Annotated in this window: 11 protein-coding genes and 1 tRNA gene; 3 read left to right on the top strand and 9 right to left on the bottom strand. The window is 71.5% G+C overall.

Annotated elements, in window-relative coordinates; translation table 11 throughout:
• Positions 1-30: 30 nt before the first annotated feature.
• On the top strand, positions 31-1,374 hold the full coding sequence (locus CW359_RS29650) for an FHA domain-containing protein (RefSeq protein WP_105973254.1): 1,344 nt from the start codon (positions 31-33) through the stop codon (positions 1,372-1,374).
• Between the two features lie 3 nt (positions 1,375-1,377).
• Here the strand turns inward: CW359_RS29650 and CW359_RS29645 are convergent, their stop codons facing one another.
• Positions 1,378-2,364 carry a methyltransferase domain-containing protein gene (locus CW359_RS29645; protein ID WP_105973253.1) on the bottom strand — a complete coding sequence of 329 codons (987 nt, stop codon included), beginning with the start codon at positions 2,362-2,364 and terminating at the stop codon, positions 1,378-1,380.
• Between the two features lie 152 nt (positions 2,365-2,516).
• On the opposite strand from CW359_RS29645, the gene CW359_RS29640 reads away from it, so the two are divergent.
• Entirely contained in the window at positions 2,517-2,921 is a 405-nt protein-coding gene (locus tag CW359_RS29640; protein WP_105973252.1) for a globin, read from the top strand.
• A gap of 16 nt (positions 2,922-2,937) precedes the next feature.
• Here CW359_RS29640 and CW359_RS29635 read toward each other — a convergent pair whose 3' ends face one another.
• The 7 genes from CW359_RS29635 to CW359_RS29605 form a co-directional block, all read right to left on the bottom strand.
• Positions 2,938-3,618 (bottom strand): DUF8185 domain-containing protein, encoded by a 681-nt coding sequence (locus CW359_RS29635; RefSeq protein WP_105973251.1) that lies wholly within the window; start codon positions 3,616-3,618, stop codon positions 2,938-2,940.
• Positions 3,615-4,076, bottom strand: a complete 462-nt coding sequence (locus CW359_RS29630) for an acyl-CoA thioesterase (protein WP_105973250.1) — start codon at positions 4,074-4,076, stop codon at positions 3,615-3,617. Before CW359_RS29630 ends, CW359_RS29635 begins: the two co-directional genes overlap by 4 nt.
• Positions 4,077-4,078: 2 nt before the next feature.
• Positions 4,079-5,743 carry an energy-dependent translational throttle protein EttA gene (gene ettA, locus CW359_RS29625; RefSeq protein WP_105973249.1) on the bottom strand — a complete coding sequence of 555 codons (1,665 nt, stop codon included), beginning with the start codon at positions 5,741-5,743 and terminating at the stop codon, positions 4,079-4,081.
• Between the two features lie 184 nt (positions 5,744-5,927).
• Positions 5,928-7,355: a Cys-Gln thioester bond-forming surface protein gene (locus CW359_RS29620; protein WP_105973248.1), complete on the bottom strand. Its 1,428-nt coding sequence runs from the start codon at positions 7,353-7,355 to the stop codon at positions 5,928-5,930.
• 188 nt (positions 7,356-7,543) lie between these two features.
• The gene (locus CW359_RS29615; protein ID WP_105973247.1) at positions 7,544-8,008 is read right to left on the bottom strand and encodes a single-stranded DNA-binding protein; all 465 of its coding nucleotides are present in this window, start codon (positions 8,006-8,008) and stop codon (positions 7,544-7,546) included.
• A 263-nt stretch (positions 8,009-8,271) separates the two neighbouring features.
• Positions 8,272-10,368 (bottom strand): YfjP family GTPase, encoded by a 2,097-nt coding sequence (locus tag CW359_RS29610; protein ID WP_105973273.1) that lies wholly within the window; start codon positions 10,366-10,368, stop codon positions 8,272-8,274.
• A 5-nt stretch (positions 10,369-10,373) separates the two neighbouring features.
• Positions 10,374-11,993, bottom strand: coding sequence for a dynamin family protein (locus CW359_RS29605; RefSeq protein ID WP_105973246.1), 1,620 nt, complete (start codon positions 11,991-11,993; stop codon positions 10,374-10,376).
• A 324-nt stretch (positions 11,994-12,317) separates the two neighbouring features.
• On the opposite strand from CW359_RS29605, the gene CW359_RS29600 reads away from it, so the two are divergent.
• A tRNA-Arg gene (locus tag CW359_RS29600) sits at positions 12,318-12,390 on the top strand.
• A 176-nt stretch (positions 12,391-12,566) separates the two neighbouring features.
• Here CW359_RS29600 and CW359_RS29595 read toward each other — a convergent pair.
• Positions 12,567-13,634, bottom strand: a complete 1,068-nt coding sequence (locus CW359_RS29595; RefSeq protein ID WP_198655433.1) for a tyrosine-type recombinase/integrase — start codon at positions 13,632-13,634, stop codon at positions 12,567-12,569.
• Positions 13,635-13,751 lie beyond the last annotated feature (117 nt).

The following is a 13,751-nucleotide window of genomic DNA, read 5'->3' as shown; positions in this document are numbered from 1 at the left end:
GTAGCTAAGAGGAGAGGGGGAAGCGCCGACATGCCGACCTGCCCGAACGGACACCAGTCGGGTTCCGACGACTGGTGCGAGGTCTGCGGTCACCGCATGGCCGGTGCCGTGCCCCCGCCCCCGCCGCCACCCCCGGCGCCCGGATACGGCTACCCGCCGCCCGGTTCCGCCACGGGTGCCCCGGGCAGCCGCTCGCACCTGTCCGCCGTACCGGACTCCGAGCCGGAGCTGTGCCCGCAGTGCCGCACCCCGCGTGAGGGGGGCGCTCCGTTCTGCGAGGAGTGCCGGTGGAACTTCCTGACGAACACGGCGACCTCGTACACCCCGGCCGCCCCGCGCCCGCCCGCGCCCGGCCCCGGCCAGGGCTACGGCGGAGGTCCCGTCGGCGCGGGCCCCGGCCAGCAGCGCTACCAGCCCCCGCCGCCCGGACCGTCCTACGGCGGCGGTGACGGCTACGACTACCAGAGTTCGCGCCCGTCGCAGATGAACCGCCCCGCCGAGCCGATCCCGCCCTTCGGCGGCGACCCGTCCCGTCCCGTGCCCCCGCCGCCCGGTCCCACCCCGGGCGTGCCCGGTGGCCCCGGCGGCACCTCCGCCGGCGGTCCGCAGGGCTACCCGCCCAACAACGGACCGGGTGGATCCCAGGGGTACCCGCCCACCTCCGGCGGCCCGCAAGGCTACCCGCCGCAGGGAGGTCCCGATGGCTATGGCGGGCCCGGTGGCGCCCCGCAGGCGTTCCAGCCGTCCGGTCCGCACTCCCCGCCCTCCCCGCCCGCGTTCCCGCAGGAGACGGGCCGTCGCGGCGGCCCGCAGCAGGGCGGCGGCTTCGGCGGTGACGACGACTGGGTGATCTCCCCGCCGTCCGGCGGCCCGAGCGGCCCCCCGCCCCCGCAGCAGGGCGGCTACGGCTATCCGCAGCCCGGCGTCACCCAGGCCCCGCCCGGCGGCGGCTACGGCCAGCAGCGCCCGCTGTCCTGGTCGGCGACGATCGGCCCGGACCGCGAGTACTTCATGGCGATGATGCAGCGCTCCGGCCCCGAGGCGGCGGGCCTGAACCTGCCCGCGTACTCGCCCGAGCAGCAGCGCGCGCTCACCGGCAACCAGATCACCATCGGCCGCCGCCGCCACTCCACGGGCGAGTCCCCGGACATCGACCTGGCGGTGCCGCCGGAGGACCCGGGCGTCTCGCACCAGCACGCGGTGCTGGTCCAGCAGCCCGACGGCAGCTGGGCGGTCGTCGACCAGAACTCGACGAACGGCACGACGGTCAACAACTCCGAGGAGCCCATCCAGCCCTTCGTCCCCGTCCCCCTCCAGGACGGCGACCGGGTGCACGTGGGCGCATGGACGACGATCACGATCCGCCGGGGTTAGTACCTAGGCCGTGGGGAGGGGCCAGGCGTACGGACCCGCGGGTCCGTCGAGCCAGGCCCACTCCCGGTCGCCGTCGACCGTGATCCCGTACCGCTCCCGTACGGGCCGGTCCTCGCGCTCCCACAGCGCGTACGCCTCCTGCGGGTCCAGGCTGCCCCGGGTGAGCGCGAGCAGGAACCGGAACAGCTCGTGCTCGCGCGTCCGGCGCGGCAGCGCGCCCAGGTGCGGGACCTCGGCGTCCGGCCGGATGCCGCCCCGCAGCGGCACGAAGTAGGCGGCCGTGTGCAGGAAGCGCCCCTCCGCGTGGTCGGCGTCGTGGACCGTGAGGGCGGCCAGCCCGGTGGCGAACGGCGTCAGGACACGGGCACCCGGGCGGCACTGGGCGAGCCAGGCGCGCGGGACCCTGGTGAGCGTGCAGGTCGCGATGATCCGGTCGTAGGGGGCCCGCTCGGGCACTCCGCGAGTACCGTCCCCGGTGACGACGAGCGGGTGATACCCGGCGGCGGCCAGATGCCGGCGGGCCGACTCGGTGATCTCCGGGTCCAGATCGACCGTCGTGACGCAGTCACCCCCGAGCCGGTGGGAGAGCAGCGCCGCGTTGTAGCCCGTACCGGCGCCGACCTCCAGGACGTGGTGGCCGTCCTCGACCGCCAGCTCGGTGAGCATCGCGGCCATCAGCGAGGGCTGGCTGCTGGAGGAGAGCAGCTCGCCGTCACGCATCCGGGTCGCGAGCGGCACGTCCGCGTAGGCACCGCGCACCCACCGCTCCCGGGCACGCGGATCGGGGCTCCCGCTCCACAGCCGCTGCTGCCCGCCCACGGCACCGGCGTAGTAGTAGGGCACGAACAGATGCCTGGGCACCACCGCGAAGGCCTCCCGCCAGACCGGGTCCCGGTCCCAGGCCCCGCTCGCCCCGATGACCCGCACCAGCTCGGCCCGCGCCGCGGCGGCGAGATCGTCGAGATCCTTGTGGACGGCGTGCGCACCCATACGTCCACTGTCCTGCGCCCCGGGCCGGGCCGCGAGCGCCGGTACCGGCCGGAGTGGTTCCGGGGGAGCACGGGAGGGGGCGGGGAGGGGGGTCCGGGAGGGGTGGTCCTAAGCCTGAAGACCTCGGTCCCCGCGTCTGAGACCATGGTGAGGTGAAAGAGATTCCGCGCGGCACGCTTCAGGAGCAGACCTTCTACGAGCAGGTCGGCGGCGAGGAGACCTTCCGGCGCCTTGTGCACCGGTTCTACGAGGGTGTCGCCGAGGACCCGCTGCTGCGGCCCATGTATCCGGAGGAGGACCTGGGCCCGGCCGAGGACCGGTTCACGCTGTTCCTGATCCAGTACTGGGGCGGCCCCACGACGTACAGCGAGAACCGCGGCCACCCCCGGCTGCGGATGCGCCACGCGCCCTTCGCGGTCGACCGGGCCGCGCACGACGCGTGGCTCAAGCACATGAAGGTCGCCGTCGAGGAGCTGGGTCTCTCCGAGGAGCACGAGCGGACCCTGTGGAACTACCTGACGTACGCGGCGGCCTCGATGGTGAACACCGAGGGCTGACCGGCCAGCGAGGGTCTCAGCGGACGCTGACGTCCAGCGCGCCGAGTCCCGCCCGGCGTACGGCGATCGAGCCGTAGAGGGTGCGCAGCCGCAGCCAGGCCCCGGAGGAGACGAGCGCGAGGGGCGTCTCTCCGGAGGACGCCGGGCGCAGGAAGCCCAGGGACTGTGCCGCGTGCACGGCCCGGACGGGCAGACGGGTGGCCCCCACCGTCCGGGTCCAGATCTCCCGCCCGATCCGGTCGAGTTCGGGGCGGGTACGCAGCTCGGGCGCCAACTCCCCGGTACGGGACCGGAATTCGGCGACCCCGGCGGCCACCATCGCACGCAGGGCGTCTGGTGCGGGCAGGCCGGGCTCCGGGCGCCAGCCGCCGCGCGGGGGCAGTACGCCGGCCCAGGGCGGGCCGGTCACCGCGGCGGGGACGGTGAGGGTGACGGCGGACTCGTCCACCGACTCCAGGAGTTCACCGGCCGACACGGTGACGTCGAGGGCGGCGTCCAAACCGTTCTCGTACGGCTTGGCGAGGCGGGCGGCCCGGATGGCGAGCACCTCGAAGGACGGGGGCCGCCCGAACACGGCGAGCGTTGTTCCGGTCGCCTGGAGGCGCACCGCCGCTCCACGGTCGTAGTGGAGCAGCCTGCCGAGGAAGGCGGCGACGTCGGCCGCCTCTCCCTCGTCGGCGAGGTGCAGGACCGTCATGCGGCGACGGCCCCGCCCTCGTCGGCGCTGTCCTCGTCCGCAGCCTTGTTGGCCTTGTCGGCCTTGCCACCCTGGTCCATGTACTCCTCCAGGAACTCGCGTTCCTCGGAGGTGATCCGGCGCGGGCGCTGGGTCGCGAAGTCGAACGGCACGACGACCGTCGAGGCCCGGACGTACACCTGGTCCGGGTCCTTGACCTCGTAGGTGAGCGTGAAGGATGCCGCTCTTATCCGCGTGACCCACAACTCGATGTCCACCGGGGTGTGCCGGTGGACCAACTGCCGTTTGTAGTCGATCTCGTGGCGTGCCACCACCGACCCCTGCTGGAAGTCCTTGTCCGGGCGGAACAGGAAGTCGATACGGGCTTCCTCCAGATAGCGGAGGAAGACCACGTTGTTGACGTGGCCGTACGCGTCCATGTCCGCCCAGCGCAGCGGGCAGCGGTAGATGTGCCGCAAGATCAGCCCCGGGTCAGCTTCTTGTAGGTGGCACGGTGCGGGCGGGCGGCGTCGGCGCCGAGCCGCTCGATCTTGTTCTTCTCGTAGGACTCGAAGTTGCCCTCGAACCAGAACCACTTGGACTCGCCCTCGTAGGCGAGGATGTGCGTCGCCACCCGGTCCAGGAACCACCGGTCGTGGGAGACGACCACCGCGGCACCCGGGAACTCCAGGAGCGCGTTCTCCAGCGAGGACAGGGTCTCGACGTCGAGGTCGTTCGTCGGCTCGTCGAGGAGCAGCAGGTTGCCGCCCTGCTTGAGGGTGAGCGCGAGGTTGAGGCGGTTGCGCTCACCGCCGGAGAGGACACCGGCCGGCTTCTGCTGGTCCGGGCCCTTGAACCCGAACGCGGAGACGTACGCGCGGGACGGCATCTCGACCTGGCCGACGTTGATGTAGTCCAGCTCGTCGCTGACCACGGCCCAGAGGGTCTTCTTCGGGTCGATGTTCTCGCGGCTCTGGTCGACGTACGAGATCTTGACGGTCTCGCCGACCTTGATCGAACCGGAGTCCGGCGTCTCCAGACCCTGGATCATCTTGAAGAGGGTCGTCTTGCCGGCGCCGTTGGGGCCGATGACGCCGACGATGCCGTTGCGCGGCAGGGTGAAGGACAGGTCGTCGATGAGGAGCTTCTCACCGAAGCCCTTGGAGAGGTTGGTGACCTCGACGACGATCGAGCCCAGCCGCGGGCCCGGCGGGATCTGGATCTCGTCGAAGTCCAGCTTCCGCATCTTGTCCGCCTCGGCGGCCATCTCCTCGTAACGGGCGAGCCGCGCCTTGGACTTGACCTGCCGTCCCTTGGCGTTGGACCGCACCCACTCGAGTTCTTCCTTCAGACGCTTCGCACGCTTGGCGTCCTTCTGGCCCTCGACCTTGAGACGGGAGGCCTTGCTCTCCAGGTACGTCGAGTAGTTGCCCTCGTAGCCGATCGCGCGACCGCGGTCCAGCTCCAGGATCCAGCCGGCCACGTTGTCCAGGAAGTACCGGTCGTGGGTCACGGCGACGACGGTGCCGGGGTACTTGGCGAGGTGCTGCTCCAGCCACTGCACGGACTCGGCGTCCAGGTGGTTGGTGGGCTCGTCGAGGAGGAGCAGGTCGGGGGCCTCAAGGAGCAGCTTGCACAGCGCCACGCGGCGGCGCTCACCGCCGGAGAGGTTGGTGACGGGCCAGTCGCCGGGCGGGCAGCCCAGGGCGTCCATGGCCTGTTCGAGCTGGGTGTCCAGGTCCCACGCGTTGGCGTGGTCGAGGTCCTCCTGGAGCTTGCCCATCTCGTCGAGCAGGGCGTCCGAGTAGTCGGTCGCCATGAGTTCGGCGACCTCGTTGAAGCGCCTGAGCTTGCCCATGATCTCGGCGGCGCCGTCCTGGACGTTCTGCAGGACGGTCTTGGACTCGTCGAGCGGGGGCTCCTGGAGGAGCATGCCGACGGTGTAGCCGGGCGACAGGAAGGCGTCGCCGTTGGACGGCTGCTCAAGGCCCGCCATGATCTTGAGAACGGTGGACTTACCGGCACCGTTCGGGCCGACCACACCGATCTTCGCGCCGGGCAGGAAGCTCAGCGTCACGTCGTCAAGGATCACCTTGTCGCCGTGCGCCTTACGCGTCTTGCGCATGGTGTAAATGAACTCAGCCAAGAGAAACCGTCCGGCGCTTGAAATCTGGCAGTGGTGGGATACACCCCATCTTGCCGTACCCCCACCCCTGCGGGGAAACGAGTACGTCAGCGGCCCCGGGCGCCCGGAGGGCGGGCCGGGGCCGCTGGGTCCAGTGGGTCACCTTCCGGTCACACACTGTTGAGTTGTCAAGGTGCGTCGTCGCTCACATCCGGTGCCGGGCGTCCGTCCCGTGCTGTTCCTTCTTGCCGACGAGGAGGAACACTCCGCCGCCGATCACCAGCAGGACGATCGCGATGCCGGCGATCATCGGTGTCGCGCTGGAGCCGCCGGTCTCGGCCAGGTTGACGCCCTCGGCGGCCGTGTCGCCCGCCAGGGCCGGGCTCGGTTCGCTGAGCGTCTGGACCGAGTCGCCGCCCGCCTCGCCCTGGGTCTCGCAGTCGAGGACGCCGGTGAAGCGCTGCTCGAAGCCGTTCGGCCCCTGGATCGTGAAGTCGTACGGCTGGTCCTCCTGGAGCGGGATCGTCACCGTCCGCGACTCCCCGGCCCCGATGGTGTGCTCGAAGGTCATCAGCCGGAAGGTGAACGCCTCGTCGCCCTCGTTGGCGGCCGTGATGTCCACGCCGTTCTTCGCGCAGTTCTTCTGCGCCGACAGCGCGGGGACCGGGCCCGTCGCCGCCCAGTTCGCGGTCGCCGTCGCGGAGACGGTGGACTCGCTGGAACCGGCGAGGATCTGGGTCTGGCTCCTGCTGTCGGAGGTGAAGGCCCGGCCGACCGGCACGCTGGTCGAGGCCTGGACGCTCAGGGCGGCCGAGCCGTCCAGCGCGTCCTCGGGCACCTCGAAGAAGACCTGGCCGCCGTCGACCGCGGACGTGACCGGTCTGCCGTCCCGGTCGACGACCCGCACCCCGCTCGTCGCGGCGTCGGCGGGCGGTATCACCGTGACGCTGTCCGCGTCGGTGCGCACGGTGACCGGTCCGAGCCGCTCGCCGGGGTGGCCGGAGACCGCGGGCGGGTCGAGCGTGAGCGAGCCCTCCGGTTCGGCGAGGTTCTGCGCGCTCTTCTCCAGGTAGTCCGCGAGCTTCTCGGCCGCCGGGTCCACGGCGTCCACGTCGGCGCCGTCCGAGTAGCGCCAGATGGCCACCTGGGTGCCCGCCGCCGCGTCCTGCTCGGTGAGACCGGCCGCACCCGCCCGGTCGGCGAGCGCCGCGAGGTCGTTCACCTGCGGGTAGGAGTTCTGCAGGATCCAGCGGATCTTCCCCGCGTCCTCGTTGCCGACCAGGGAGGTGCCGCTCCAGGACGTCTCCTGGTACTTGGCGTCCTTCTGCGTCGGGTTGTGCAGGTCGACGCAGTACGTCTGGAGCATGCCGCCGTTGTCGACGGACATCTCGAACAGGCCCGCGGAGATCTGCTCGTCCCCGTCCTCGCCGTGGACGACGGCCGCGCCGTACGTCTTCAGCCCGCCTATGGTGGCGGTCGCCCCGCCCTGCTGCTGCGGAGTGCTGTCGGCGACGGCCGTACCGGCGGTGACCAGCGCGCCGGTGAGGGCGAGACCGGACACCGTCGTCGCGGCGGCGAGCCGGGCCGCCGCCGCTCGCCCGCGCCCGGACAGCGCGGAGAACGAAGAAAACACAGGATTCCCCTTCGAACAGGGCTCGTTGACGTGGGGGGTGCGGTCCCACCAGCAGCATCAGAAGCCCCGTGAGCTATGCCCGGCATCCTAGGGACGCGGGCGGACCCCGTTTCCCAGTCGTGTCATCGGACAACCGATCCGACTCGGAATCGTTATCGCCAAGATCACTCGGGCGACGGTCGGTCACGTCATGTCACCACCGCCGGCTCCCGCTGCTGCCCGGCCCCCTCCTCGGTCACCGGCGTCTCCCAGTCGGGTTCGGGACGGGCCGGTGCTCCCGCCTCGCCCCTGGAGGTTCCGGCCGAACGCCGGAACGCCGACGTGCCCCGGGCGAGGTCGTGGCCGATCGCCACGGCGTCGATGTCCGCCGAGGTCCAGCTCTGGCCGTCGCGCACCTCCGTGCGCACCTTCAACCGGCCCTGCACGATGACCGGGTCACCGACCGTCAGGGACGCCCCGACGTTCGTCGCGAGCGCCCGTTTCGCCCACACCGTGAAGAAGTTGGTGTGGCCGTCCGTCCAGAGGTTCTTCTCGCGGTCCCAGTAGCGCGAGGTCACCGCGACCCGGAACCGGGCCGACGCCCCCGACGCCAGATCGCGGTACACCGGCTGCGTCGCCACGTTCCCCGCCACGCACACAGTCGTCTCGTTCATATGAGCCACCCCTCCCGGCACCGGCGCACTCGCGCCGGGCGGATACGCGCACGGGCCCGTCCCGTACGGATGTTTCCGGTGCGTCGACCACGTCCGTCGTGATCGCCGCGAAGCCAGAATGCATCCGCCGGGCCGGGCCCGCTGAGGCCTGTGGACCACCGGCCGGTTGTGGAGAACTCCGTCACCCGACCGAGTGATCCACTTCCCTCCCCCGCCTCACCCCTCCGGGGTTCCACCGCTGTGACCTGCCGGTTCTCCCACGCTCACCCCACCACCGCCCGGGCCCCCACCACCCGTCCGTACTGTTCCCGCACCTCGCGGTAGCGCAGCAGTTCGGCCGCCAGCGGATCCAGCACCCGGGCCCGGCCGCAGCCGGCCGCCGCCTCCCGCAGCCGCCGTTCCGCCTCCAGGCCGTACCGGCGGGCCGGGCCGCGCGCCGCCAGCCGGCAGCTCCACTCGACGCCCGGCCCGCCGACGATGCCCACCGACATCAGCAGCACCGGCACGCCCAGGTTCGGCGCCATGAACCCGGCGATCTGGCCCACCAGCCACAGCCCGCCGACGATCTGAAGGAGCGTCATGGAGGCCTGCGCCAGCACCGCGACCGGCCACCAGCCCGGCCGGGGCGGCCGTCCCGAGGGCGTCCCCGCGCGGGCCGCCAGCTCGTCCAGCGCCTCGGGCAGGCCCTGGGAGCCGCGTACGGCCGCCTCGCGCACCGCCAGCGCCCAGGGCGCGGGCAGTCCGGCCGACGCCCGTTCCGCGACCGTACGCACCGCCTGCTCGACCCGCTGCCGGGCCGTGGCCTCCTCGTCCGGCTGGGTCCGTACGGCGAACCGGCCGGTGGAGGGTTCGCGGCGGTCCTGGTACCAGCGCCACAGCCGCAGCCAGGGGGTGCCGCAGGCGCGGTTGGCGTTGCGCAGCCAGGCGCGTTCGGCGGCCTGGCCCGCTGCGGTGGCGCCCACGGCGTCGGCGAGCCGGTCGGCGAACTCGTCCCGGGCCCGTTCGCTCAGCCCCGTGCGCCGGCCGGTGGCGTAGACGGGCCGCAGTTCCCAGGCGGCGGCGTCGAGGTCGGCGGAGATCCGGCGGGCGGCGGCCCCGCGTTCGCCCACGAACTGCCCGAGGGCCTCGCGCAGTTCGGCGATGCCGTCCCCGGTGAGCGCGGACAGCGCCATGACGGTGGCGCCCGGTTCGCCGTACTCCCCCAGGGCGATGCCGTCGTCGTCGAGCAGTCGCCGCAGGTCGTCGAGGACCTGGTGGGCGGCTTCCCCGGGGAGCCGGTCCACCTGGTTGAGGACGACGAACATGACCTCCGCGTGGCCCGCCATGGGCCGCAGATAGCGCTCGTGGAGGACCGCGTCGGCGTACTTCTCCGGGTCGACGACCCAGATGACCGCGTCGACCAGGGCCAGTACGCGGTCCACCTGTTCACGGTGCTGGACGGCCGCCGAGTCGTGGTCGGGCAGGTCGATCAGGACCAGGCCGCGCAGCTGGGCCTCCGCCTCCGCGCTCTGCAGGGGGCGTCTGCGCAGCCGTCCCGGGATGCCGATGCGGTCGAGGAGGGTCGCCGCGCCGTCGTTCCAGCTGCACGCGATGGGCGCGGAGGTGGTGGGACGGCGGACCCCGGTCTCCGAGATGGGCACTCCGGCGAGGGAGTTGAACAGCTGGGACTTGCCGCTGCCGGTGGCGCCCGCGATGGCGACGACGGTGTGCTGCCCGGAGAGCCTGCGCCGGGCCGCCGCCTCGTCGAGGACCCGGCCGGCCTCGGCGAGCGTCCTGCTGTCGAGCCGGGTGCGGGACAGTCCGACGAGTTCGCGGAGCGCGTCGAGGCGGGAGCGCAGTTGTCCGTCGTACGCGAGGGGCATCACGGGCTGGGGGGCGCTGGTGATCCGGGGCTCGGTGATCGTCTCGCGTGTCTCGCGCGCGGGACCGTCGGTCTCGGAGACCCGGCGCGCGATGAGGCCGTCGTCCCAGGCGCCGGGGGTGTCGGAATCCGGGTGGGGGGTCTTGGGGGTGGAGTGACGGGCAGGGCTGGAGGAGGTTGAGGGGGTGGAGGAGGTTCCAGGGGCGGCGGAGCCGGGATCGCGCGCCACGCGCGCGTGGGCGTCGCTTTCGGCGGCGGAGGCGTCGGCGTCGGAAGGGGCCTCCTCAGGGGCACCGCCCTCGGGGGCCGTGTCCGCGCTGCCGTCGGCCCGGCCGCCCTTCTCCTCGGCCTCGGCCTTCTCTGCCCTCTCCTCGCTCTCCTCCCTCTCTTCCCTCCCCTCCTTCTGCTCGGCCGTGTCGGTGCCGGAAGGGACCTCCTGTGGAGGTGCGTTCTCGGCGGCCGAGGTGTCGTGGTGGTCCTGGTCAGTGACGGCGGTCACCGCGGTCACCTCTCCTTCTGCAGTACGGACAGCGCGGCGATGAGTTCGGCCTGCGGCTCCGGATGGACGTCGAGGGCGTCGAGCGGGGCGAGGCGGCGCTCGCGTTCGGTGTGCATGACCCGGTCCAGGTGCTCGGCGAGGAGCCGTCCGCCGCGGTCGCGCAGCCGCAGGGCGCCGTGGGCGCCGATGCGTTCGGCGAGCCCCTCGCCGGCGGAGCGGGCCCGTCGGCCGCCGAGCAGGGCGGTGGCGACGAGTGCGGCGACCGCCTCGACGTCCGGGGCGACGCTCCGGTCGAGGTCGCGCAACTCGTCCTCGGCGTACTCCTCCAGCTCGCGCCGCCACCGCCGTACGGCCATCCCGATGCGGTGTTCGGCGGTCTCCTGGGACGGGTCGCGGGTCGTCAGTTCCGGGGCGCCCGCGGCGGGTTCGCGGCGCCAGGTGTCGTCGACGCGTTCGTCGGCGGCGGTGACGGAGCAGAGCAGGAGGGCGCAGAGGCTCTCCACGAGGGCGTCCAGGAGTTCGCCCGCGGTGCAGTCCAGGGGGAAGGCACGCCACCGCTTCAGCGCGTCCCCGGCGAGTACGGCACCGGCCTGCAACCGGCCCCGTACGCGCGTGTGCTCGCTGTCGTAGGCCCCGTCGACGGCGGCGGTGAGGCGCAGGGCGGCGGAGTACTGGGCGGCGGCGGCGCTCGCCAGCTCGGGCATGCGGGACTTGAGGGAGTCGAGGACGCCGTACGCCGTACGGGCCATGGCCTGTTGGCGGCTTGCCGGGTCCTGCGCCTGCTGGGTGAGCCAGGCGCGCAGCGGTGCGACCGCGGTGGCTGGAAGCAGCCCACCACCCCAGGCGGATTCGGGCAGTTCGGGCACGGTGAAGCGGGGGACGTCGCCGAGGCCGGACTTGGTGAGGAGGGCGCCGTACTGCCGGGACACCTCGGACACCACCTGGTGGGGCACCCGGTCGAGGACGGTGACGAGGGTGGCCTGGTAGTCCTTCGCGGTGCGCAGGAGGTGCCAGGGGACGGCGTCGGCGTACCGGGCGGCCGTCGTGACCATGATCCAGATGTCGGCGGCGCAGATGAGTTCGGCGGCGAGGACGCGGTTGTCGGCGACGAGGGAGTCGATGTCGGGGGCGTCGAGGAGGGCGAGTCCGCGCGGCAGGCTGTCGGCGGTCTCGACGCGCAGCACCCGGCCCCCGTCCTCGCCGGGGAGCAGCAGTTCGTCGTCGGAGTCGCGGCCGGGCTCCTGTTGGGGCACCCACACGCGCGTGAGGTCGGGCAGTACGCGCATCCCGCTGAACCAGTGGTGGTCCTCGGGATGGCAGACCAGTACCGGTGTCCTGGTGGTGGGGCGCAGTACGCCGGCCTCGCTGACCCGGCGTCCCACAAGGGAGTTGACGAGGGTCGACTTGCCGGCCCCGGTGGAGCCGCCGACAACGGCGAGCAAGGGCGCTTCAGGTTCCCTCAGTCGGGGCACCAAGTAGTCGTCGAGTTGCGCGAGCAGTTCGTCGCGGTTGGCACGCGCGCGTGGAGCTCCCGCCAGGGGCAGCCGGAAGCGGGCGGCGGCGACACGGTCGCGGAGGGCGGAGAGTGCGTCGAGCAGCTGAGGCCGTACGTCCAAGGTCACCACATGCGAAGAATGCCCAATTTTAGGGGAATTCTGAAGCATATGAGCATGTCTGCGCGCCGACGGAACACAAGGGGACGGAAGGGATGACTGGGACGTAGGCATAGTCCAGGCATAACGAGTGCACAACACCCGATGCGCGAGACGGCAAAAGCGGTGCACGATTCGTACCTGCCTGCGATTATCAGGACCGCTTCACCGAACCTCCACATTGAGCCACGGAGGCGAAGCAACCAGGACAAGGACCCGGGAGCCCTATCCTTGTCCCCGGCAACGTCAAGGACCAGCCCGCACCCGGGCCCACCGCGACCGAGGCCACCACACCCGGCCCCCGTAGCTCAGTGGATAGAGCAGGCGCCTTCTAAGCGCTTGGCCGCAGGTTCGAGTCCTGCCGGGGGCGCTTCTATCTCCGCCTTCCTCCGGGAAGGCTTTTTTGCTGGTCAGAGCAGGTGCAGCCAGACACAGAACAGCGCCGGAAGCTCCCCCTGTGACCGTTGGGAGCGTCCGGCGCTGTCCGGCTGTCACCGGGTTTCTGCGGGTGGCCGCGGTGAATACGCGGAGAAGTTCCCCGGGTGGTCAGTCCCCCTCTGGCAGCTCCGGGAGGTCTCCCTGAGCCTCCATCCGCCGCTTGAGTTCCGGAAGCTGACCCTCGATGCAGTTGGCGTAAAAAGTCAGCAGAACCGCCACGCTGTTGCCAGCCCAGTAGGCGGCCTGCACCGGCGGGATGCCGTCGTTGAGCCACTTCGTCAACCGGGTGTGCCGGATGTCGTAGATACGCCTTCCCATGGAGGATTCACCCTCCCTCTCGGCCAGCTCCGCCTTCCGAGCGGTCAACCAGGCCCGGCGGACAACCGAGCCAGCGATGATCCCTCCGTTCTCGCCCTGGAACATCCGGTCGCCGGGCTTCAGGTTCTCCTTCCTGACGTGCTCCCGAATGACCTTCGTCAGCGCGGGCGGTCCAGGGACGACACGCGTGTCGTCCGTTGCTCGCCCTTTCAGCCCCCGCACTTCGTGGATCTCACCGTCGTTGGTCCAGTTCCTCCCGACCTCCGGGGTGGCGGTGTGGATAACGACTTCGCACCACTGGTCTTCTGCGTCCTCGGCGGGCAGCAGGAAATCCTCCACGTACATCGCCGCAGCCTCTTCGGGACGCGGCCCGGTGTAGTAGACCGTGGCGAAGTACGCGTGCAGGCGTCGACCGCCACGCGGCCGGCGCCTGATCCGATCCAGGATGCGCGCCATCTGGTGCGGATTGATCAGCGCTCGCCGGTCCAATGCCTTGGACGTCGAGGGTGTTGTGCCTCTCGCCTTCGGGAGCGGATTGGCAAGCAGGATCTGATGCTTGACCGCGTATTCCATGGCCACGTTCAAGATCCTGCGTGTGCGCTTCACCGACCACGCCGCCGCCCGCTTGCCGTCCAGCCTCGTATCGACGGCACGTAGAAGTGCCTCGACTTTGACCGGGTCCTCCCACACCGCCATGGAGTGGGTGTTGCGTTCCACCCATTTCAAGATCGCGGCCACTTCGGGGGGTACCTCTTCCCTCCGTCGCGTGTTGAACGCGAATTCCCGAAGGGCTGTCCGCACATCGACCGGCTTGAAGGCGGTTGGCTGCCTACGCAGCAGAGCAACGGTCGTTGCCATGAGGCCTTGGCTGTGTTCTTCCGGCTGTTGCCCGCTGTCTGATCCCACTGGGCATCCGCGAACTGGACGGCAAAGCCGTACCAATTCATCCTGCTGGCTCTGGACTGGTGCGAGACC

The sequence above is a fragment of the Streptomyces geranii genome, from assembly GCF_002954775.1.
Classification (GTDB): domain Bacteria; phylum Actinomycetota; class Actinomycetes; order Streptomycetales; family Streptomycetaceae; genus Streptomyces; species Streptomyces geranii.
The sequence above is the reverse complement of the archived record's forward strand: the minus strand, read 5'-3'. Positions and strand labels throughout refer to the sequence as shown.

Bases quoted from the DNA above. Each gene is read 5' to 3' on its own strand.
- CW359_RS29650 (WP_105973254.1), top strand. From the start codon at position 31: ATGCCGACCTGCCCGAACGGACACCAGTCGGGTTCCGACGACTGGTGC.
- CW359_RS29645 (WP_105973253.1), bottom strand. From the start codon at position 2,364: ATGGGTGCGCACGCCGTCCACAAGGATCTCGACGATCTCGCCGCCGCG.
- CW359_RS29635 (WP_105973251.1), bottom strand. From the start codon at position 3,618: ATGACGGTCCTGCACCTCGCCGACGAGGGAGAGGCGGCCGACGTCGCC.
- CW359_RS29615 (WP_105973247.1), bottom strand. From the start codon at position 8,008: ATGAACGAGACGACTGTGTGCGTGGCGGGGAACGTGGCGACGCAGCCG.
- CW359_RS29595 (WP_198655433.1), bottom strand. From the start codon at position 13,634: ATGGCAACGACCGTTGCTCTGCTGCGTAGGCAGCCAACCGCCTTCAAG.